Origin of the sequence: Tunturibacter psychrotolerans (genome assembly GCF_040359615.1) — a bacterium.
GTDB lineage: Bacteria > Acidobacteriota > Terriglobia > Terriglobales > Acidobacteriaceae > Edaphobacter > Edaphobacter psychrotolerans.
Genome location: NZ_CP132942.1, coordinates 740,539 through 759,287, shown reverse-complemented (window position 1 = coordinate 759,287; position 18,749 = coordinate 740,539). Strand labels below are relative to the sequence as shown.

The 18,749-nt window shown below is 55.5% G+C and carries 16 protein-coding genes; 5 read left to right on the top strand and 11 right to left on the bottom strand.

Annotation, left to right across the window (positions count from 1 at the left end):
• Positions 1-10 precede the first annotated feature (10 nt).
• The 3 genes from RBB77_RS03065 (at position 11) to RBB77_RS03055 (ending at position 3,760) form a co-directional block, all read left to right on the top strand.
• Positions 11-2,251, top strand: coding sequence for a S8 family peptidase (locus RBB77_RS03065; RefSeq protein WP_353064713.1), 2,241 nt, complete (start codon positions 11-13; stop codon positions 2,249-2,251).
• 314 nt (positions 2,252-2,565) lie between these two features.
• Entirely contained in the window at positions 2,566-3,126 is a 561-nt protein-coding gene (locus tag RBB77_RS03060; protein WP_353064712.1) for a hypothetical protein, read from the top strand.
• Positions 3,127-3,538: 412 nt separating this feature from the next.
• Entirely contained in the window at positions 3,539-3,760 is a 222-nt protein-coding gene (locus RBB77_RS03055) for a hypothetical protein (protein WP_353064711.1), read from the top strand.
• Between the two features lie 366 nt (positions 3,761-4,126).
• Here RBB77_RS03055 and RBB77_RS03050 read toward each other — a convergent pair whose 3' ends face one another.
• The 8 genes from RBB77_RS03050 to mnmE form a co-directional block, all read right to left on the bottom strand.
• Positions 4,127-5,716 (bottom strand): relaxase/mobilization nuclease domain-containing protein, encoded by a 1,590-nt coding sequence (locus tag RBB77_RS03050; RefSeq protein ID WP_353064710.1) that lies wholly within the window; start codon positions 5,714-5,716, stop codon positions 4,127-4,129.
• Positions 5,697-6,119: a plasmid mobilization relaxosome protein MobC gene (mobC, locus tag RBB77_RS03045; RefSeq protein ID WP_353064709.1), complete on the bottom strand. Its 423-nt coding sequence runs from the start codon at positions 6,117-6,119 to the stop codon at positions 5,697-5,699. Before mobC ends, RBB77_RS03050 begins: the two co-directional genes overlap by 20 nt.
• Before the next feature lie 1,021 nt (positions 6,120-7,140).
• The gene (locus tag RBB77_RS03040) at positions 7,141-8,400 is read right to left on the bottom strand and encodes a hypothetical protein (RefSeq protein ID WP_353064708.1); all 1,260 of its coding nucleotides are present in this window, start codon (positions 8,398-8,400) and stop codon (positions 7,141-7,143) included.
• Positions 8,384-9,181: a ParA family protein gene (locus RBB77_RS03035; protein WP_353064707.1), complete on the bottom strand. Its 798-nt coding sequence runs from the start codon at positions 9,179-9,181 to the stop codon at positions 8,384-8,386. Before RBB77_RS03035 ends, RBB77_RS03040 begins: the two co-directional genes overlap by 17 nt.
• The gene (locus RBB77_RS03030; protein ID WP_353064706.1) at positions 9,178-9,384 is read right to left on the bottom strand and encodes a helix-turn-helix transcriptional regulator; all 207 of its coding nucleotides are present in this window, start codon (positions 9,382-9,384) and stop codon (positions 9,178-9,180) included. The genes RBB77_RS03035 and RBB77_RS03030 overlap by 4 nt, the downstream gene beginning before the upstream one ends.
• A 112-nt stretch (positions 9,385-9,496) precedes the next feature.
• Positions 9,497-10,387, bottom strand: coding sequence for a hypothetical protein (locus tag RBB77_RS03025; RefSeq protein ID WP_353064705.1), 891 nt, complete (start codon positions 10,385-10,387; stop codon positions 9,497-9,499).
• A 13-nt stretch (positions 10,388-10,400) separates the two neighbouring features.
• Entirely contained in the window at positions 10,401-11,579 is a 1,179-nt protein-coding gene (locus tag RBB77_RS03020) for a tyrosine-type recombinase/integrase (protein WP_353064704.1), read from the bottom strand.
• Positions 11,580-11,763: 184 nt separating this feature from the next.
• Positions 11,764-13,152 (bottom strand): tRNA uridine-5-carboxymethylaminomethyl(34) synthesis GTPase MnmE, encoded by a 1,389-nt coding sequence (gene mnmE / locus RBB77_RS03015; protein ID WP_353064703.1) that lies wholly within the window; start codon positions 13,150-13,152, stop codon positions 11,764-11,766.
• Between the two features lie 350 nt (positions 13,153-13,502).
• Between mnmE and RBB77_RS03010 the strand changes: the two genes are divergently transcribed.
• Both RBB77_RS03010 and RBB77_RS03005 read left to right on the top strand, forming a co-directional pair.
• Entirely contained in the window at positions 13,503-14,195 is a 693-nt protein-coding gene (locus tag RBB77_RS03010; protein ID WP_353064702.1) for a DUF2461 domain-containing protein, read from the top strand.
• 170 nt (positions 14,196-14,365) lie between these two features.
• On the top strand, positions 14,366-14,809 hold the full coding sequence (locus tag RBB77_RS03005) for a rhodanese-like domain-containing protein (RefSeq protein ID WP_353064701.1): 444 nt from the start codon (positions 14,366-14,368) through the stop codon (positions 14,807-14,809).
• A 5-nt stretch (positions 14,810-14,814) separates the two neighbouring features.
• Here RBB77_RS03005 and RBB77_RS03000 read toward each other — a convergent pair whose 3' ends face one another.
• The 3 genes from RBB77_RS03000 to RBB77_RS02990 form a co-directional block, all read right to left on the bottom strand.
• Positions 14,815-14,967, bottom strand: a complete 153-nt coding sequence (locus tag RBB77_RS03000; RefSeq protein WP_353064700.1) for a hypothetical protein — start codon at positions 14,965-14,967, stop codon at positions 14,815-14,817.
• 179 nt (positions 14,968-15,146) lie between these two features.
• Positions 15,147-16,055 (bottom strand): sugar phosphate isomerase/epimerase family protein, encoded by a 909-nt coding sequence (locus RBB77_RS02995; RefSeq protein ID WP_353064699.1) that lies wholly within the window; start codon positions 16,053-16,055, stop codon positions 15,147-15,149.
• A gap of 82 nt (positions 16,056-16,137) precedes the next feature.
• Positions 16,138-18,429 (bottom strand): patatin-like phospholipase family protein, encoded by a 2,292-nt coding sequence (locus RBB77_RS02990; RefSeq protein ID WP_353064698.1) that lies wholly within the window; start codon positions 18,427-18,429, stop codon positions 16,138-16,140.
• Positions 18,430-18,749: the final 320 nt, after the last annotated feature.

Sequence of the window (18,749 nt, the reverse complement as noted above, 5' to 3'; positions counted from 1 at the left end):
CGGAGACGATATGGCACGTGAAGAGAATTTTCTATTAGGTCAAGGCGAAAAGCTTACTACAGTCGTTGACGTACCCTCAGGTGGTGGTCCCAAAGAACCGCCGTATACGCTCGAAACCGCTCGCGCCCGCATCTCCACTCGCCTGAACACAGCCGCACGTTCATTCGCCGCGATCCCCGATGCCGCTACTCCTAACGGCAACGTCGTCGGGGTTGTAACGATGCATCCACGCTACACCTCAAAAAGTGATTTCCCAGAAGGCATCCTAAGAGCAGTCGGGCTGGAGTCACTCGGAAGCCGTTCACGACTCATCAGTCCAGAAAAATGGGGAATCAAAGATCCTCCACAGAAGGCTCTTACGGAGGAGATCTTCGTAGCTGGAACGCGACAGTCGTTTCAAAACTGGGAACGGCAGATTCTCTCGAAATCACCCGGGAGCTTTGCGGGACCAACTCTTGCACATATCGAGGACTTCGCGGCTTTGGACCCCGTGAGTAAGCTCAAGAGCATACCCGACGAGCAGAGGATGATCACTTTGGAGGTTGTCCTTCACAACGGCCATCGAAAGGGTGTTGTGGAGGCATTTCTGGCGTACGCGCTCTTGCAAGAGGCCGAGGTGTTGACTTCGCGTCGCCGAGATGTCGGGGGCCTAACGTTTCTCCCGGTCAGAATTCAAACTGGAAGCGTAAGAGAATTAGCAGAATTTACGTTTCTCAGAGTGGCGCGAGCAATGCCAACGATGAGGCCTATGAACCCCGGAAACGTGCTTCGAATGGCAAGCGGAGAAATCTTCCCACTCCCTAGTCAGGGGCCTTTGCATGACAGCTTTCGCGCTGCCATATTTGATGGTGGGTTACCTTTGGCGGCGCGAACGGCGTTGGCGCCATGGGTAAATTACATCGAACCGGCCGGCATTGGCCCCGCAGTCCCAAGCGCAGAAGAGCACGGCCTAGCGGTTACAGCAGCCCTCCTTTTCGGTCCATTGGAATCTCAGCAGCCACTTCCTGTCCCCATGTGTACCGTCGATCATGTTCGCGTGATCGATGTGCGTACAGGCGCTAACCAGGACCTTGACTACCTCGACGCGTTAGACCGCATTCTTAGCGTTCTCGATCAATCCGGCAGAACATATCCGTTCATAAACTTCAGCTTGGGGCCAAGTCTTGCAGTCGACGATTACGAGGTGACATCGTGGACTGCTGAACTCGACCAGCGGTTCGCGCATGGCAACGTCGTCGCTACTGTTGCGGCCGGCAATGACGGGAATCTACAGCAAGATCTTGGGCTTCATCGCATCCAGCCTCCCGCTGATGCCGTCAACGTGCTGTCCGTAGGAGCCGCGACATCGAGATCAACAAAATGGTCTCGTGCAGACTACAGTTCCATGGGGCCTGGGCGCTCGCCAGGACTTATTAAACCGGACGGCGTCGCCTTTGGCGGATCCGCGGAAGCTCCATTCCTCGCCTTGACAGCTGATCTCCAGGCAAAAAGGACGACAGGAACCAGCTTTGCTGCTCCTTTAGCCTTACGAGGAGCCGTTTCTGTGCGAGCACAATTGGCAGAGAGCCTCCTTCCTCTGTCGATACGTGCTTTGTTGATTCACCGCGCTCAACCAGCGGCACATGAACGCACCGAAGTCGGATGGGGGCGATTCGAGGAAAACCCAAACAGTTTGATCACCTGTGACGATGACGAGACACTAGTCGTTTATCAGGGCCTTCTGCCCGTCGGCTCACATTTACGTGCCCCTATTCCTCTCCCAAACGCCGTTCTTCCTGGAAAAGTTTGGATTACAGGAACTCTTGTCATCGCTCCTACAGTCGATCCGGAGCATCCGGGTGCGTACACAAGAAGCGGGTTAGAAGTTGCATACCGTCCTCACGTAGACAAGTACGGGAAGCCGATAAACGGAAAACGACCAGCTCATCCGAAAACACGAACCTTCTTCTCATCCGCGCATCTTTACAATGCCCCTGAGTACGTGTTCCGTGAAAACGGCCACAAGTGGGAGCCCTGCCTGCGGAATACCATACGTTGCTTGGGTTCGTCATTGAAAGAGCCTGGGTTCGATATCTACTATCACAATCGTGAATCCGGGCAGGCTGCGGAAAATGCGGAGCCAATTCCATACGCCTTCATCGTTAGCGTCAAGGCTCCGCAGGTCAAGAATCTGTATGACCGCGTAGTACGTGCGTACGCCAACATTCTTGTTCCTCTCCGCCCTCAGCTCCGACTGACAATCAAAGCTTAAGGATCTGAGCTCATATCAATCGAACGCTTTCTAACTCTACGGAGGAACACCACCATGAAAGAGCCAGGCCTTGACAATCGTCATAGGAACCAGGATGGTCGAATAGATCAAAAACGCAGTGATGCCGTAAACAAGAACCTGCCCATTCCTATACCAAATTTCTCGCCTCAAGCGACCGTCGGCACTATGCGCAAAGCCACTGGCGAGACCAGCATTCGTGGTATCAGGGAAGTCGCCAAGAAGCGGTAAGAAGATTTGAATAACGTTGAGGGTAGGTCACCCTTTCCCGGATGTTGCCCGCAGGAGGATCTAAGGTGAATAAGCGAGAACGATCACTGCAGGTGTACAACCTCCTCCGAACTTCGCGGCTCAATGTCCTTTATTACGAGGAATCGCTCAGGAACTGGACTTTCGCAATACGAGGCCATGACGTCATTGTTGCCCTCACGGGAGCAGCATCGCCGATCGCCTTTCTACGACACTCGAATGAGCCTTTTCAAGGCCAAGCATGGTTTTACTTGACCTTATGCGCAGGCCTGGCCGCATTACTGAAGCCAGTTCTTCGATTAGACAAGCAGATTGCCCTTTATACAGAGCTTACAACTCATTACCGGGAGCTGAACCATGATCTGAAGTGCATCGTAGACGACATGGCCTATGATCAGCAGTTTTCCACTCAGCTCGAAAAGAAGTACCTCGCATGTCGGATGGCCGAGAATTCTCTTCAGAAGAAGGAACCTCCGCCAAGGAAGAGGAAAGTACAACGCCTGCAAGCTTTGGTTGAGCAGGAATTTGATATGTCGTTAGTATGGTTACCGGAAGAAAACGAGGAGACAAATGACCGAGCACAAGAAGCCCCAGCCAACGCCCGCTAAGCCAACGAAAACCATTGATAGGGCTAACAAAGGCACTGACAGTGTCCCAGCTCGAGTCCAGCCGATCGGGCAGTGGTCATCTCCGCCTGAAAAGAAGAAGTGAGCTGCGAAACCAGGATGATCTTCGGCAAGACAAGAAGAGCACAGTCCTTGGGAGCCAGTATCGTTGAAAGGGTGTCGTTTTGGGGTATAGCCCAATCATACGTCCGAGAGCCAGCGAAATAGCGTCGCAATAGAGTCTCTTTGTGACTTGTAGTACAGGTAATAACAAAGGTCAAAGATCCTATTCGGACACCTCAGCCCGCCAGAACGCGCAAGCCATCCAAACTAAAACGGAACATTATCATGCGTAAGAAACCAAATTCCGACGGAGGGAAATCGCCAGCGCGGTGTTTGAGGAAGGAAGATTGTCATGAGCACAAAAACAAGTTTGAAGTACGAGCGGGACCAAGCCACGGGGCAGCAAGTGCATCTTTATCAGGACGTCTTTGATGAGGAGAACGTATATCTCGAGATCGAGGGCTTTTCCTTCGATGCGGCAAGCTCGGTTGAGCTGTCAGGGAATGGGCCGGCTCGTCTTACCATCCGGTTTCCCAACGCATGGGCCCGGAAACTTGGCCTACTGGAGTCATGACTGTGTTGATTTGGGGATAGAAATTGGTCCTCGCCGGGCCGCCGCCACTTCCCGCCCTCGATCTTCACCGTGCGGCCACGGGACAACCGAGCTCTACGATAGAAATCCAAAATCCCGACGTCGGGAACTCGAGACGCTGCCCACTATTTGAGAGTGTGAACCTCACACAGTCACGCTTTCATAAAAGTCGCGCATATAGAGTCAGGAGAGACTATGATCGGCCCAATCGCACAGAGTACACGCACCGGTCATATGAGCTTCCGAAGAGATCCGGCCAAGCTGCATAGCAATGAGACCCCTAGTGGGAGACATTCGAGATCGGGAAGGCATAGAAGGACTATAAGTGTGTCACAGTCCCCAACCGCTTCACCTGCCGCGATCCAGTCGCTTGCTAATAGTCACTTGAGCTTTTCGCTCAAAGCGTTCAACTGCCTCACGACTCGCTGCATGAGCGTCTGGGTGTCCTTGTAGTGCTGCGTCAGCTCGTCCAATCGCTTCGCGGTTGCTTCGTGCTGCTGCGTGAGCGCGTCCGACTGTTTGTTGAAGGAGTCGATGCAGCTCCTCTGCTGCTCTGTCAAACGCATCTCGCGCTGCTGAAAATCCTCGCTCAACTGCTGCAAGGATCCCATGAGTAAGGCGTCTAGCTCGTTCGTCGGTTTGCTCATTGTGCTCCTCTACTGGTTCGGATTGGTGGTCTCGATGGTCTTGCATGGCCGAACGATTGAGGCTTTCTTCGGAGCGTCCGCCAAATTGCAGTTGCTCCAGGTTGGATCGTCGATCACCAGATAGCTCTTGCCGTTCTGCATTGTCTGGTGTGAGGTGCGAACGTTCCAGAGCTCCCTTGGCATCCACAACCATGTCGCGATGACCATAAGGCTGCAAGCTGCCAGGGTCAAAACGATCGGCAAGAAGATTCCCAGCTTCACCGCTAGAGTGAGCTTTGGCGTCCACTTCGCTACGTCCTTTTTCAAGGATGCTAACTGGTCCGTCAGCTCTTTCGAGTCCGCCGAGATCGCGTACTTCAGGGAGGCCTTGTATGTCTCGATGTCGGTCACCAGCTCGATCCGGGACACGTTCAAAGCGCTTTTCAAGGTAGTCGCGGCGGAACTGCATTGCCGTTTCAAGTCGGATTCGAACCTGCTCAGTACGTCGCGCTCGATCCGCTTGATCTCCTCCGTTGTCTCGTTCGACTCCTGCTGTAACTGTGCGGTCAGGTCGGAAATCTTCATGGAACATGGCCCCTTTCAGGCGAAACCGGTCGTTCTTCTCTTCCCCACAAATGACGGTTATGTAGTCCTTGCCCTGTCGTCCAACCTTTAGGTTCTTCGACTCAATGAACTGCACGATGGCATTGCGGTCCTCCAGCTCCCCGCTCACGCACTTCTGCGCAATGAGTTTTTCCAAAACCTCTGCGAGCGCTGCTTTCTCCATCGGCAATTTGAGATCGCGGCTGACGGCCCTCTGGCGCTCCGGGGCGCGGGGGTCGTCCAGTCCGCGACTCAGGTTCTGGAAGTCCTGCCAAGTGGCGAGCCGAGTCCGGTCGGCCCGGTCGAAGTAGGCCGGAAACCGCTTCTGAGTCTCAAGGTCTACATTGGCGATGATGAAATGCAGCTCCGTTCGTCCGTGATCCCGATGTTGGACCCAAACCGTGGCGAGCCGGTCTGGGTCTATGCCGGGAACCAGAAAATCGCGCTCGAAACTGTCGATCAACTCACGGTGGGCATCCGGGCGAGCTTCGAGCCTAACCGCATCGTCCTTGGTGAAGCTCAAAACGCCTGACGTGTACCTCTGGGCAAATCCCAGCGAATCGATCAGCTCCGCCGCCGCCTCGGGATCGCCGCGCAACACCTCTGGCGGATTCTCCCGCAGAGCGCCCGTGTGATCCTTGTCCGACAGCAAGTAGGCAAGCGCCCCGTACCCGGAGCCCGCGCCGTGCTTAAATATCCTTGCCAGCACGATTGACCTCCCTCAGAAACTGGCTGCTCACAGTTTGCAGTTCGTCCCGCATCTCATGACGGAGATGAGCGAGCTGATTGGCGATTAGAACGGCGTCCAATGGCTTGCGCGACTTCAGGTCCCGGTTCACTGCGCGTGCAATCTGGTTTAGGTTGTTGCCGACGCGAGCCACGGCGACCGCCAACGGCTGGATGGCGCCCGCGAACTTTGGGGTACGCGTGGCGGTCTCTTGCCGCTGCAATCTGCGTGGCTTGGAGGGCTGGCCCAAGGCAAGATCGCGCAGCCAAGTAGCGACCGGCACGTCGCCGGCGGCGTCTCTGATCTGCTCGGCCTCAGCCGGGCTCAGCCAGATCTTCCGGCTGACATTCCGCGCATTTTTACCACGATTGCGGATCACCGCCATCGGTCTTTGCCTTTCGGGTTGGGGTTCTCAGGGGAGGGTGAAACCCTAGCCCCTGAGCCAGATCACGGAACCGCGCAAGCGGGGACGTGTGCTCTGGCTTACAGTGTTAATCGCCTCTCGATGGCGATGTTAGAGTGATCCGCTGCGCTCCAAAACTTACGTACCAGCCGTGAGTTGGCGGACCGTAAACTGTGAAGTATGCAGAAATCCGCATGCCGCTTTCAGCGGAGAAAAAGGAAGAAATTTCATGGCGAAGCATGACGACTCTGCGTTGGCTCTTTCCGACTTGCGGTCGTATTCAGAAGAACAGCGAGCGCGTATCGAACTTCTGACTCAACTCCATCTCGCGATACGTGATCGTCTGGATCCACCTCCATTTGAGGAGGCTCATTTATGGCACGAAGGTATCTGTGTGACCGACCATTCCGATGGAACCTCGACCTCAGTTCCTTGCTGGACTTCCAAGATCGAATACCAGGCATGGCATCGGGTCCGGTTTCCTGGAACTTTCCCCGTCTCATAGGTATCGCTTCACGCTCCCACTTCGTGCGTGGTTGATCGGTGGCGGATTGGTGACCTAGCTTGGCGGTCATTCCGCTGACTCAAGTTCTCTCGGATTGTTTGTGAAGTGGGAGAGTTGTTCGGACAGCCGCTTAATCCCATCTGCGTCGAGCTTCGCGTCTAGGGTGACTGTTAACTTGAGGATGGGATTTTCCGAGCTCGGGAGACAAACTGGGCCGACGAGACGCAAGGTAATGTCATCGGTCTTGGGATCGCGAAAAATCCGTATATCTGTTTCTTTTTTACTTTGAAATGGCCACCGCACAGTAGATCTCCTTTTTTGATTTCTGTTTTGGCGGGGCCGAACTACCGAACCCGACTGGAAAAATGTAAGTCATTGAAAACACTAGAGTGCGCAAAAAGTGAATTGGACTATCATGCTGAATCTAAACGTGTTATATGTGACGGTGCCCATTTCCAGCCGGGTTCGGTAGTTACCATTTAGTAATGAGTAAAGGTTTCAAGCTTCATCTTCGGCATAGGAACTCAATGCCGACTGCACCTCTGCTAATCCTCGTCGTGCGTCATCATGTCGCTTCGGCAACGTGTCGGGATTCTGGATCAACAATGTCAGCCGATCCCGTTCAGATAAAAGCCACTCGTACATCTCCCTCTGTTTGCGGCTTTCTTCTTGGTTGCGCTGTTCTACGCGAGCGGCAGCCGAAGCCTGACGTCGACGGAAACTCTTGATACCCTCCCCATCGAAAACCGAAAGAACGCTGGTCAGAAGGAAACCGGTCGGATTCCGAACGTTACGTCGCGATTGCATGACTGCACCCTTCTCGCGAATGATGCTGACAATTTCGTTGGCAGTCGCATCAGGACAGACGTTCCGGCAGGAGTAAAGAATTTGGAGCGCTGCCTGTTCGTCGACCACATAGGATTCTTCCCCCAGCGCGTCGAGTATCAAGACAAGGTCACTCGTCGACGACGACGATTCATTCTTCTTTTCTCTTCCTAAAGTACTTCCTAATACTGGGGTCGTTTTGACCACAGTCCCTGGGGTTATTTTGACCACAGTCCCTGGGGTCGATATGTCCACAGTGGCCGTCTCAACTGGGATTGGAGCGACCACTGTGGTCGTTTTGTCACCGGCGTAAAAGTTAAGCTCCAGTGGTGACCCATCACTTTGGACGAAGCGCCGGCCTTTGTCCCAAACGGCCCACTCCATACCCGCTGCCTTACGCCTCTCTAGCGTTTTAGTGAAGGAGTAAACGCGATAGGTGCGTCCGGTCCTAAAATGGACGTTCTCTTTCCCAATCTCTTCGATGGCGAGCTTCGCGATGAGGGAAGCCGTATTGCGTTTACAGTTCTTGTCCGTCATTCCGCAAAGCCTTTTCATAGTTCTCCATCCAGTTGTGATGGCTCTGGTCTCGGCTGTCTCCACTTTTCCATGCGTCCAAAGAGCTTGGTAGAGCGTTGTTTCACCGAGTGACTGTCCATGCTGCACGAGAGTGCAGCGATGTACTTTGTAAGGCCTACTTCTCGTCACCTTTAGAGGTTGAGCAGCCACAGGGGTTGCTGGGACCACTGTGGTCGTTTTGTCGTTGGATGAAGCGTTGATTTGCCTATCAGCGATTTCGGGGAGAACATCATTCTTGCGAATACTTACAATCTCGGCCGCAGATTTGAGAAATGAAAAAGCTCCATGTGTATTTGGGGCTTTTTCCAACTCCTCCCAATCCAATATCTTTTTGACTCGTTCACGCTGTTTTGACATTGATCGGAACTGCCTCCGTTTTTCCAAAGCGACAAATGAGTTCGCTCGCCAACTGCTCGTAGTCTTCCAGTGCTTTGGATTTTGGGTCGTAGTCAGCGATGAACTGGCGATCGGCAGCCGCCTTTACGACAGACTGATCAGTACGGATAGGTCCATAGATCGGGATGTCGCGCCGCTCCGAAATAGATGCCAGAGTAGTAAGCACCATCTCAGTCACTGCCAGCCTACGATTCAATTTCACGGGCAGCATCCCAAGCGGTCGAATGTTAAGGCCACGTTCCAGCATGCGGTTCAAGGTCTCGCAGGCGTGAATGGTGGATGTTGCGCCTTGAACGCTCAGAATGTCCATATCGACCGGAACCAAAACGTTCTGTGTGTAGACCATCGCACACGTTTGGAAGAGGCTGATCGAGGGCGCTACGTCGATAAGGACGGCATCGTAACCGCGTTCGTAGTCGGCAAGGAGATGCCGGAACAGAAACTCACTTCCCGGTAGTCCCATCGTCTTGGTCTCTGCGTCCGTGGTGAAACGGTTGCCGCAGATGATGTCGAGTCCGGGCCTGGCGCTAACGACGCACTCGCGGATCGCGAGCTTCTCTATCAGGAGATCATTAAGAAAAGCTGGAGGATTTAGCCCGAGGATCACGGCAAGGGACCCTTGTGGATCGGCATCGATCACTAGAACTCGCAACCCTCGGTCGGCAAAGCAGCGGGCCAGCGTCGCGGTCGTCGTAGATTTGGCTGAACCGCCACGCTGATTGGCAACAACGATTCGGATCATGCTACCCGCCCTTGCAAACGGCGGGTAGCCGCTATCTGTTTCTCGATCCAAGCTTCAACATCTGCCTCAAGCCAGCCGACGGTGTTGGGACCAAGAATTAGCGCTGCCGGAAATGTGCCTTGTGCAACGCGCGCATAAATGGTGCTACGGGAAAGGCCAGTCTTGGCCTTTACCGCTGGAAGTCTAAGAATTTTGTTGGACATGTGTGAACCTCGATGGATGTGTTAATTCCACATTGCATCAGATCAGTTCAAACATCTCTCAATTGACATAGGCAACATGTCAATTGACGTAGGTGAGACTAAGATTGCGGGATCAACTTGATTTCTTGATGAGTTCAATAGCTTTTCCAAGCATCGTGCGGACAGTGTTTACAGTCACCGTCTCGTGCAGTCCCTCGGCCTTCTTCGCAACTTTGGAAACTAGCCCATTGTTCCAATCCTCATAACCCCTCTCTTCAAGTAGTGCGGCGAGAACGACTAAAATCGATGCCTCCTCCTTTGCATGCAGGCGCTTCTGTCGTAGCGACTGGGCTTCCGCGATGCGCCGCTTGAGATCACGGTTTTCAGAGACTATAGGGAGTAGGACCCTTTCCAAATCGGGCCCTTCGTCGTCGTAGAAACACAAAGGATATTCCTGCCTCTTTAGCGGTCTCAACTCGCTGTCTGAGTATCCTTCGAGTTCACGTCTCTCTAAAATGAGACGCTCGATCTGTTTCGCGAGAGCGATCTCTAAATCCTCATAGTCATCGAAAACCTTGCTCTCAAACAGTAGTCGTTTGTCGAATCCAATGAGGGCAAGCCATTTCATCAGATCTCCATAAAAGATATAGATATTTGCGGCCGGCGTCTGTTCATCTCTTTGGGCGGTGACGTTGCCGGCATCTGCGATCGTCGTGACGGATGTCAAGCGACCACTGGTGACTTCTTGCAACATACGAGCCTGCACTTGAGCCGTTAGCTCTGATCGGAGTTCGGCCTTATCTTCACGTTCGGAGTTTGGATGTGTCGTGGCCAAATAGTTAGCAATAAGTGCGGCTGCACGGGGCACACTCAGATATAAAACTCCAAAATTCGGCAGGATCGGATACGGATCAGGCAGATAGCTATATCGGTGAATACGATCGTAAATTCCGTGGTGTTCAAACGGCGAAAACGATTCTCCGCTGTCTTCCGCTTCGCTCGCTTCTGTAACAATATTGCTCATAAGCTGAGACCTTTCATATGTAAAGTTGGCCATGGAGGCTCGATATGTAATCGGCCCAGGATTGGAGCATCATCTTGCGCTGATCGGCATACTCGGCCCTGTTGTACACGCCGCGCACCCCGCCAATCGTGTGATTTAGCGCTTTCTCGACCACGTCAGAAGAGAATCCCTGTTCGTGCAGAATTGTCGATCCGGTGCGCCTCAAATCGTGAATTGTAAAAGGAGCAATTGGAAAGCTCATCGCTCCCATCGCTTGATTCAAGGCATTTGCAGCGAACGGTCTGGTTAGGCTTCCTCGCCCAGGGAGGACCAGCTCGGAGTCGCCAGCGAGTTGCTGCAACTCCTTGAACATCTCGCTGACTTGAGTTGAGAGATATACAGTGTGCGGTTTGCCTGTCTTCGACTGTGCCTCAGGTATCAACCATTCTCCAGCTTCAAGATTTACGTTGATCCACCTCGCCTGTAGTAGCTCAGATTTACGAACCAACGTTAGGAGAATGATGTGGAGCGTCAGTTTGAACTGCCGACGGATGTTGCTGCGATAGAGAACTTGAAGATAGATCTTCAGTTCATCCGGAGACAACGAGCGCGTCCTGGGGCGAGCTCGTGTTATGAAGCGCATGGGGGTAGCATGTGTGGGGTTGGCGGTGACGATCCCACAGACAATTGCGTAATCGAAGATGCGCTTGAGTAGGTTGCGAAGCTGGGCGGCGGCTGACTCGAATCCGTTATCGCGTTTCTTGAATACGAGTCGCTGCACGTCTTGAGCTGTGACGTCCCTCAATGCCCAAGTGCCGAACGCGGGGTAAATCTCTTTTTCGAGATAGCGCCGAAGCTGCTTAGTGTCCTTTCGATCTCTCTCGATCACCTCTCTGAAATAACGCTCACTGAAGTCGAAGACGGAGGTCGAGTTAGCTAATGCGAACTTCTCCAGCTGCTTTTGCTTTGCCGGGGACACGCCTTCATGAACTGCTTTCGCAAGCTCGTCGCGTTTCGATCGCGCAGCCTTCAGACTCACAAGGGGGTATTGGCCCAACGAAACCTTCTCAGTCTTCCCCTTGAACTGATATCTGTATCGCCAGGAAGCTGCGCCCGTCGGCATCACCTCAAGAGCGAGGCCCCTACCATCGCTTACGGCATAGCGAATTGCTTGGGGCTTGAGGGCCTTAATTTGGAGTTCGGTTAGAGGCATCCGTGCCTCAGATTGTCCACGGAACCCGATTTTGATAGCAACATGAGCTCAGTGTACAGCGTCGTGGACAAGTTAGAGAACGGCTCACTGAGGATTCCCCTGGACGCGTTTGGTCACTAAAGTACTGTATACATTACAGTAATTCGGATGTTACGGATTTGCTCGGAGCGCCTAAGAACCACTTTTATTTGCCGATGCAGAACTTGCTGAAGATGAGGTGGAGAATGTCATCGCTCGTTGTGGAGCCGCTGAAAGCGTCGAGAGCGCGCAGCCCTTCGTAGAGATCAAGAAGAATCATTTCGTGGGGGATGTTCGCGGATGCAGCCTGATGCGCCCGATGGAGAGCTGTTGTCGCGTCCGATACTGAGCGCTGTTGCCGTTGGTTCGTCAAGACTGCGGATTCCATATCTGGAACCTCCCTGGCGATATATGACAGAATTGCGCGGCGCAACTCGAGAATGCCCGATCCAGTGAGAGCGGACGTTTTGACAGTTTGAGGAGACTGCTCCCAACTTCGCGACTCCGGATGGGCGAGGTCTTGCTTGTTGATAACAATGAGGAAGGGGCGGCCGGAAAGAGCGGCTACCGTGGCATTGTCGTCTTGGTGTGGCGCAGTGGCGTCCAAAACGAGCAGCACGACATCGGCTTCTGACATGGCTTCACGGGTCTTCGCGATGCCGATTGATTCGGCCTCGTCGGTCGCTTGGCGAAGACCGGCGGTGTCGATCAGTTCAAAGGGGATGCCTTCGAGCGACAGCCGTTCGGTGACCAAGTCGCGGGTTGTGCCGGGTGTCGCAGTGACGATAGCGCGGTCGCGTTGGATGAGACGATTGAAAAGAGAGGATTTACCAACGTTGGGGCGGCCTACTATGGCCATTGTGAAGCCGTCGCGGACGATGTGGCCGTAGGAAAAAGACTTCTCGAGTGCTATGAGGGGAGCTTGGATCGCTGCGATTTGAGTGCTGATTTGGGAGTTCGGGAGGAAGTCGATGTCGTCCTCGGCGAAGTCGATTCCGGCTTCTAGCGCTGCAATAAGGCTTATAAGTTGTTGTTTTATTGGGGTTATGTGGCGGGAGAGAGAGCCCCCGAGTTGCTGAGCGGCGATGCGGGCCTGATGGAGCGTGGTGGATTCGATGAGGTCTCGGACTGCTTCGGCCTGGGTGAGGTCAAGGCGGCCGGAGAGGAAGGCTCGTTGGGTGAATTCGCCGGGTTCTGCGAGGCGGGCCCCGTTGGCGACGCATTGGCGGAGGAGGTGATCAAGGAGGACGGGGGAGCCGTGAGCGGCGATCTCCACGATGTCTTCGGAGGTGTAGGAGTGGGGGAATTGGAAGTAGGTGACTACAGCTTCGTCGAGGGTTTGGGTGGGATTTTCGCCTGTGGAATCAAGGATTTCGGCGAAGCGGGCCTGGGCCGGGGCCAGGGGATGGCGGAGTTTGAGGAGGGGTTCGGCGATGGCGCGGGACGCGGGTCCGGAGAGACGGACGATGCCGATTCCGCCGCGGCCGGGGGGCGTGGAGATGGCTACGATGGTGTCTTCGAAGATGGGGGCGGATTTGGAGTCGGAGTCGTTCACCTGGATTTTTCCATGTTAGCGGGAGAAAAAAGTTGACGTGGTGAGTTGTGGTGTTTTTCGGGGGTTTTTGCGAAAAACAGTGCGCAGAACGTGGTGTTTTGCTGGTGGGATCGTGGTGAATTGCGTGGTAACCGTGGTGTTTAAACAGCGTGGTTTGGATGTGAGAAAAATACGCCAACTTTCCTGACTTTATTTTTGTGTTTTTGGGTCGTTGGGTTCGGGGAGAGGTGAGTGTCTCGGCTTCCCCTTCGACTCCGGTCGGGGTTCGGTCGAAATGGCCGCAAGGGACTAGAAGAGCGGAGGAGTTGGGCGGCTTTGGGAGGAGCGGATTGCGAAGGTACGATTGAAGGATGGCGACACAGTTTTCGAATGAGGCTTTGAAGTTTTTGCGGGGGCTGAAGAAGAACAACGACCGTGAGTGGTTTGGAGAGCGGAAGGACGTTTACGAGAAGCAGTTGAAGGAGCCGATGCTGGCGCTGATCGGTGAGGTGAATGAGGCGATGGCAGAGTTTTCGCCGGAGCATCTGCGGCCTGCGAACAAGATTCTGATGCGGATCTATCGGGACATTCGCTTCAGCAAGGACAAGCGGCCTTACAAGCACCATGTCTCGGCTTGGTGGGCGAGGGATGGGCTGCAGAAGACCTCGGGTGGTGGGTTTTATCTGCAGGTGAGTTCGACGGATGTGCTGATTGCGGCCGGGGTTTATATGCCGGAGAGGGAGCAGCTGCTGGCGATTCGACGATACCTGGTGGATCATCATCTGGAGTTTCGCAAGATCATGGCGGGGAAGAAGCTGCGGTCGCTGATGCAGGAGACTGATACGCTGTCGCTGACGCGGCCGCCGAAGGGGTTTGCTGCGGATGATCCGGCGATCGATCTGGTGATGTGTAAGCAGTGGGGGTTGTCGGCTACGTTGTCTGTTGAGCGCGCCACTTCGCCGGGGTTGCTGAAGGATGTGGTGGAGCGGTTCAAGGTTGCGGCTCCTTTGATCAGGCTTTTGAATACGCCTTTGATTGCGAAGCCTAGACGACCTCTTTTCTGAAAGACTTTTCTAAAAGACGTTGTCCTGCCGGACGGGCCCACTGCGCGTGGGGCGGTCACTTCGTGACGCGTGTACCTTTTCTCGGTTGGTGATCGGCTTTGGTCCTCCCGTTGGTCGGATGGAGATAGCCGCGTGACAACTGGCTGTTGATGGCGTACATCTAATTTGAGATGAGCGCGATTGTGATCGTTGGCACGGTAGTTTTGGTTTTGGTGATGGGTTGGATTGTGCGGCGGTTGCTCGCAAAGCGCGAGGTGAGGGCAAAGAGTATTGAGCCTGAAGCGCTGTATATGCTGGTGAACTCGAAGCAGGTTCTGCTGTACGACGTGCGCCAGCCGCTGGATTTTCTGGCGCATCCGGAGATAATCCCGGGAGCGACGAGGATCGCGCCGAAGGATATCGCGGATCAGACGGCGAATTTTTCGCGTGATCAGAACTCAGTGATCTATTGCACCGGCGGCGACGATGAGACGTGCCAGATGGTGCTGGGGAAGGCGCGGGCGCTGAACTTCACGCGCGTGAGCCTGTTGAAGGGTGGACTGCCGGCGTGGAAGGCAAAGGGATATCCGGTGGAGGCGTACACGGAAGCCTTTCATCTGGATACGGCAACGTAGAACACTCACACCTTGTTTTTTACTTCGGTCACCAAGGAACCGATAGGGTTGGTGATGGCGTTCTTCGCGATGGTTCCTATGGGTTCGCCACGTTTGTACATGAGATAGGCGGCTACGATTCCAGATGCGATCGTTGCGAACAAGATCAACCTGTTCATGGATGAGCCGCGAGTTTCTGCCAGTTCCTCGGTTGCCATATATACCCCTTTACTGCTGCCTTCCTACGTTGCCTTCTACTTTGTAGGATGCAAAGTTTGGCTGCGGGATGAGGGAAGGACACTGATCTTTTCTCTCTCATCCCGCTTGGTCGTGCGTTGTCGTTAGTCTTTGCCGTTGGCTAAACGAGAGGGCGGAGGGTCTGGTAGCTGATGCGAACGGCTTCGAGAGAGGTCATGCCGACAATGGGCGGATCCTGCTCGACGAAGATGTGCTGGAGGCCAGACTTCTCCGCTGCCGCGATGATGGGCTTGAAGTCGATGTGGCCGCGTCCGACTTCTGTGGGCGCATGTTTGGGATCGACGCCGAGGTTGGTGGTGACTGGAGTATCGGCGGGGAAGTCCTTCGCGTGCATGAGGGGATAGCGGCCCGGATACTTCGAGAAGTACTCGATGGGGTTGTGGCCGGCGGTGGTGATCCAGCCGCAGTCGAGCTCGAACTTTACGAGTGCGGGATCGGTCTCGCTGAGGAGAATCTCGTAACCGGTGTGGCCACCGTAGTCGCGGAACTCGAAGTTGTGATTGTGGTAGGCGTACTGAAGTCCGGCCTTTTTAGCTTGCGCGCCGATCTCGTTGGCTTTCGCGGCGACCTTTTTGAAGTCGTCGAGTGTGAATGCCTTGATGGTCTCTCGCATCTTGTCGGCGTTGAAGCCTGGAAGCGTGGTGTGGAGAAGGACCGAGCTGACGACGTAGTGTGCGCCGAGCGTGTTGGCCTGCTCGAGGAGCTCACCTGTATCGGCCACGCCGAAGAAGAGATGGGCGCTGGGGCATTTGAGGCCGGCGTCGTCGAGCATCTTGCGAAGCTGTGCGGGAGGCACTTCCTGGATGGGGAAGGATTCGACTTCGCGATAGCCGATTTTAGCGAGTGCTGCGAAGGTCGCGGGGGCGTCTTTTTTTATTTCGTCCTGCACGGTGTAGAGTTGCAGGCCGATGGGACGATTGGTTTCTGCGAATGCTGACCGGAAGGGAAATGCAGCGGCGAGGCCGACGGTGGCGGACTGCTGCAGAAACAGACGACGTGACGAATTCATAGTTCTCCTGATCTGGTTTGTGACCGATTGAGATTGCAGCCAGTCTACGTGGCGTCTGCGAAGCGGTGTCAAGGGAATAGCGTCAGAAGACCTTGCCGAGGCCGAACCACCATTTGCGATGGTCGTTGTTGCCTGCGGCACCGCCGATGTAGATGGGGCCGATTGCGGTGCGCGCGACGACGGCGAAGCTGCCATCCCAGGCTTCGGAGATGAGAGTGTCGGCGGCGTTGAGGTTGTTGTAGACTTTGCCGCCTTCCATGAAGCCCATGACGTAGAGGCCTTCGCCGATGAGTGGGTTGAACTTGAGGAGCCTGCGCTCGTAGCCACCCTGGAAGAGCCAGAACTGGTTGCCGAGGAGCTCGTTTTTGCCGTAGGAGCCAAGATTGAATGGGCCGCCGAGGGGGAAGCCTTGCAGGTCAGTGACCTCGGGCGGTGCGCCGAAGCTGGTGCCGCCGGCGGCGGTGATGAAGATGGCGTTCTTGACGCCGAGTGGGAAGAAAGCTGCGACTGAACCCTGGGCGAGGGTGAAGGGGTCGTTGCCTTTGGAGCGCTCGTGGCGTTCGACGCTGAAGGTGGAGTTGAGGCCGCGGAAGGGAAGGACGGCGTTGTCGGCACCGAGATAGTTGTAGCGGAGGGAGGTGACGCTTTGTTGCTGCGGGGGGATGGAGAGGTTGTCGAAGTCGATGCGCTTGACGACGGAGTACCAGTATTCGTCCTGACCGAGTCGCACTTCGGCGCCGCGAGGCCATGTGTAACCAGCATCGAAGCCGAAGCCGCGCTGATTGATTTGATACTGGGAGGTGCGGCTGCCCTCGTTATAGAAGTCGAAACGAGTGCTGGTGGCGTAGGCGCGAGGAGCGTAGAAGAATCGGCTCTGCGCGGAGAAGGGCTTGTAGTACTCGCTTTTGAGGCCGTAGCTGTAGCCGAAGAAGGCGTCGTTGCGCCACTCGGCACGGTAGCCGCCGAGATTGGTGAAGGTGACACGGGCGGACATGCCGAAGAGTACGTCGCGAGTGTCGGAGCCGTCGATGTTGATGCCGAGGTCGAGGAAGGGTGGTCCGTAGGATTTGGGATAGGCAGTGATGGCGAGGCCGGGGACTCCGTCACGCTGGACGATGGAGTAGCCGGCGGCGTTGAGGGTGCCGTTGCCGACGAAGCGGGTCATTTGGAGGTCGAGGAATTTGGGGTCGATGGGTTTGTCGACGACCTCGGGTTTGAGACGGCGTTGGATCTCGGCGTTGGTGTTGGGGTCGGCGCCGGTGACAGCGAGGAACTGCGGGGTGGGGACGGTGGTTTTGCGGCGGGAGTCTCGCTGCTTGATGTAGTCGGCCCACTCGGCGTCGGAGACTCTGAATCGCTCGAGGATTGTGGCTTTTTGGCCGGCTCCTTCGAAGCCTTTGGGAGCGATGACGGCGGAGTCGGAGAACATGGCGCTGGTGAAGCCCTTGAGGTTGGAGCGGATGAGGACGTCTGCGTCTTCGATGCTGTGGAGTTCGTTCGCGGCGATCATGATGCTGATGGTGTTGCCGGTGATGGAGAGGAAGGAGCCGGGGCGCTGAGTGGTGGTCTGGCCGGTGTCGAGATAGCTGGCGATGACGATGTCGGCGCCGTTGGCACGGGCGACGTCGACGGGAAGGTTGTCGACTGAGCCGCCGTCGGTGAATGTCTGGCCGTCGATGACGACGGGGACGAAGACGCCGGGGATCGACATGGTGGCGCGCATGGACTGACCGAGGGAGCCGTGATCGAAGACGAAGGCGCGGCCGGTGTTCATGTTGGTGGCGACGCAGCGGAAGGGAATGGGGAGGTCGTTGAAGCTGGTGAGCGCGTAGTCGGGGAGGGTGGCGCGGTCGAGGATGAGGCCGACCTCCTGGCCGGAGTTGAGACCTTCGGGAAAGGAGAGGCCGTGCTTGAGGCCGAAGTCGAGGCGGTTAGGGAAGTCTTCGCGGTCCTGCTTGCGACGGTAGCTTAGATCGCGGTATGGGGTGCGGCCTCCGATGGCGACGTCCCAGTCAATGTTCTGGACCAGGGTGCGGATCTCGTCGGGGGAACGGCCTGAGGCGTAGAGGCCTCCGACGAGGCCGCCCATGCTGGTGCCGACGACGAGGTCTACTGGGATGTGGTGTTGCTCGAGATAGTCGATGACGCCGATGTGGGCGAAGCCAAGGGCTCCGCCGCCTTCGAGGACGAGAGCTATGCGGGGGCGTTTGGTTGAGGAGGCGTCGCGATTCTGGAGGGCGGGCGGAACGTTTGCCGGGATTGCGGTGTTGGGCGTTGAGGCGGAGGGCGGCGTGGTTTGGCTCCGGGCGATGCCTGTGATGAGGAATGCGAGACAGAGGAGCAGAGCGTGATTGGTTCTTCGCTGCAGCGACATACTAAATTCCTCCAACATCGACAGCACCTGGCGGTTCCGGACGGGAAAGAGTTTTGCTGTGGCCCTTTGGACGATCTTGTTACAGCTACTGCCGCGGCATTGAGGCGCCGTGGCGTGCGATCAGCATCTCATCTTTTCACTTATTGAGGTGTGTGTCTGCCTTTTCGGGCGCGGGACTATTCGGCGGTGGGTTTGATGAGGAAATGATCGCGACGAAGTGATTTCAGATGCGGTCTTCGCTTTGCTCAGACTGGGGGCAACGCGACTGCAAGTGCAACAGCAGATCCCCTGCGGGGATGACAACAAGAAAGGCAACAGCC

Excerpts from the sequence above, each read along its gene's own strand:
- RBB77_RS03065 (WP_353064713.1), top strand. The coding sequence starts at position 11 with ATGGCACGTGAAGAGAATTTTCTATTAGGTCAAGGCGAAAAGCTTACT.
- RBB77_RS03055 (WP_353064711.1), top strand. The coding sequence starts at position 3,539 with ATGAGCACAAAAACAAGTTTGAAGTACGAGCGGGACCAAGCCACGGGG.
- mobC (WP_353064709.1), bottom strand. The coding sequence starts at position 6,119 with ATGGCGGTGATCCGCAATCGTGGTAAAAATGCGCGGAATGTCAGCCGG.
- RBB77_RS03040 (WP_353064708.1), bottom strand. The coding sequence starts at position 8,400 with ATGTCAAAACAGCGTGAACGAGTCAAAAAGATATTGGATTGGGAGGAG.
- RBB77_RS03035 (WP_353064707.1), bottom strand. The coding sequence starts at position 9,181 with ATGATCCGAATCGTTGTTGCCAATCAGCGTGGCGGTTCAGCCAAATCT.
- RBB77_RS03030 (WP_353064706.1), bottom strand. The coding sequence starts at position 9,384 with ATGTCCAACAAAATTCTTAGACTTCCAGCGGTAAAGGCCAAGACTGGC.
- RBB77_RS03025 (WP_353064705.1), bottom strand. The coding sequence starts at position 10,387 with ATGAGCAATATTGTTACAGAAGCGAGCGAAGCGGAAGACAGCGGAGAA.
- RBB77_RS03020 (WP_353064704.1), bottom strand. The coding sequence starts at position 11,579 with ATGCCTCTAACCGAACTCCAAATTAAGGCCCTCAAGCCCCAAGCAATT.
- RBB77_RS03010 (WP_353064702.1), top strand. The coding sequence starts at position 13,503 with ATGGCGACACAGTTTTCGAATGAGGCTTTGAAGTTTTTGCGGGGGCTG.
- RBB77_RS03005 (WP_353064701.1), top strand. The coding sequence starts at position 14,366 with ATGAGCGCGATTGTGATCGTTGGCACGGTAGTTTTGGTTTTGGTGATG.
- RBB77_RS03000 (WP_353064700.1), bottom strand. The coding sequence starts at position 14,967 with ATGAACAGGTTGATCTTGTTCGCAACGATCGCATCTGGAATCGTAGCC.
- RBB77_RS02995 (WP_353064699.1), bottom strand. The coding sequence starts at position 16,055 with ATGAATTCGTCACGTCGTCTGTTTCTGCAGCAGTCCGCCACCGTCGGC.
- RBB77_RS02990 (WP_353064698.1), bottom strand. The coding sequence starts at position 18,429 with ATGTCGCTGCAGCGAAGAACCAATCACGCTCTGCTCCTCTGTCTCGCA.